This window comes from Shewanella sp. 11B5, from assembly GCF_002836795.1.
Lineage (GTDB): Bacteria > Pseudomonadota > Gammaproteobacteria > Enterobacterales > Shewanellaceae > Shewanella > Shewanella frigidimarina.
Window position 1 is genome coordinate 1 of record NZ_PJAP01000760.1, and the last position, 1,825, is coordinate 1,825.

Consider the following 1,825-nt stretch of genomic DNA (forward strand, 5'->3'; position numbering starts at 1 on the left):
GAATGAGTTTGAGGTTGAGACAATTAGCCAATTGATTGGTTACTTCGGTTTTACCTACCCCAGTTGGGCCAGCAAACATAAAGCTACCAACAGGTTTCTTTTCTGAACCTAAACCACTGCGAGACAAGCGTATAGCCGCGCTAAGGCTCTCAATCGCCTTGTCCTGCCCAAACACTACCATCTTTAGGTTGCGTTCAAGGTTGCGTAACATATCCTTGTCAGTCGACGATACCGACTTCTCAGGGATACGAGCCAATTTAGCAATGATTGCTTCAATTTCAGCTTGGCCAATGGTTTTCTTGCGTTTACTTTGCGGCATCATCACCATTCGAGCGCCCGCTTCATCAATCACATCAATCGCTTTGTCAGGTAAATGGCGATCATTAATGTGTTTTGCCGAAAGGCTAGCTGCACTGCTGATGGCAGCTTGGGTATAACGCACCCCATGGTATTCTTCGTACTTAGATTTAAGCCCCATTAAAATTTTGGTGGTTTCGGCAACTGAAGGCTCATTAATATCAATTTTTTGGAAGCGACGCGCTAACGCACGATCTTTCTCAAAAATGCTTTGATATTCTTGGAACGTGGTTGAGCCCATGCAACGTAACTTACCACTCGATAGCAATGGCTTAAGCAAGTTAGATGCATCCATCACACCGCCAGAAGCGGCACCAGCACCAATAATGGTATGAATTTCATCAATAAATAAAATGGCATGCTCATCAGCTGCGAGTTCTTTTAATAAGCTTTTAAAACGCTTTTCAAAATCACCACGGTATTTAGTGCCCGCTAATAATGAGCCTAAGTCTAACGAATACACCGTCGCGTTGGCCATAACATCAGGCACTTGCTTATTGACGATACGATAAGCCAAACCTTCTGCGATAGCCGTTTTTCCCACGCCAGCTTCACCCACAAGTAATGGGTTATTCTTACGTCGACGACACAAAGTTTGAATTGCACGCTCAATTTCAGCATCACGACCAATTAATGGGTCGATACTGCCGTCTTTGGCTAATTGGTTTAAATTGGCAGCAAACTGCGCCAACATGCTGCGGTCTTCGGCATTTTCAGATTGATCGTCAATGCGCTCTTGATCTTGTGGTTCGCCAGAATCATCTTCTTTTGACATGCCATGAGAAATAAAATTAACCACATCTAAACGGGTAATATCACAACGACGCAGTAAATATACCGCTTGCGACTCTTGTTCACTAAAAATAGCAACGAGTACATTGGCACCAGAAACTTCGTTACGACCAGACGATTGCACATGGAACACGGCTCGTTGCAAAACACGTTGAAATCCCAAGGTGGGTTGGGTTTCACGTTCTTCGGTTGATTCTGCAATAATGGGCGTGGTTTGTTGAATGAAATTAGCCACTTCTTCTCGTAAACGATTAACATCCGCCCCACAAGCAATTAATGCTTCATAGGCCGAAGGATTATCAATCAGCGCTAATAATAAATGTTCTACCGTCATGTATTCATGACGTGAATCTCTAGCTTGCTGAAACGCTAGGTTCAAGGTGACTTCCAGGTCTTTGTTCAGCATAAGCACCCCCTAAATTTAACCACAGACTGTGAGATATCGATTTTATACTTTCTCTAAAGTACACAGTAACGGATGTTGGTTTTCTCTTGCAAACTGATTTACTTGAAAAACTTTTGTTTCTGCAATCCCAAATGGAAATACACCACACAATCCTTTGCCTTGGTTATGGATCGCTAACATAATATCTACAGCTTGCTGTTCATTTTTCTCAAAGAAACGTTGTAATACTTCTACCACAAAGTCCATCGGTAGAAGTATTACAACGTTTCT

General features: G+C 42.7%; 2 protein-coding genes. Both read right to left on the reverse strand.

The annotated features are described in order from the left end of the window. Positions 1 to 1,555 (reverse strand): Clp protease N-terminal domain-containing protein (locus CXF78_RS16175; protein ID WP_102037360.1); only part of this gene is annotated, 1,555 nt, incomplete at its 3' end. Between the two features lie 42 nt (positions 1,556 to 1,597). Beyond that, on the reverse strand, positions 1,598 to 1,825 hold a 228-nt coding region (locus CXF78_RS16180), incomplete at its 5' end, for an ATP-dependent Clp protease adaptor ClpS (RefSeq protein ID WP_102037361.1).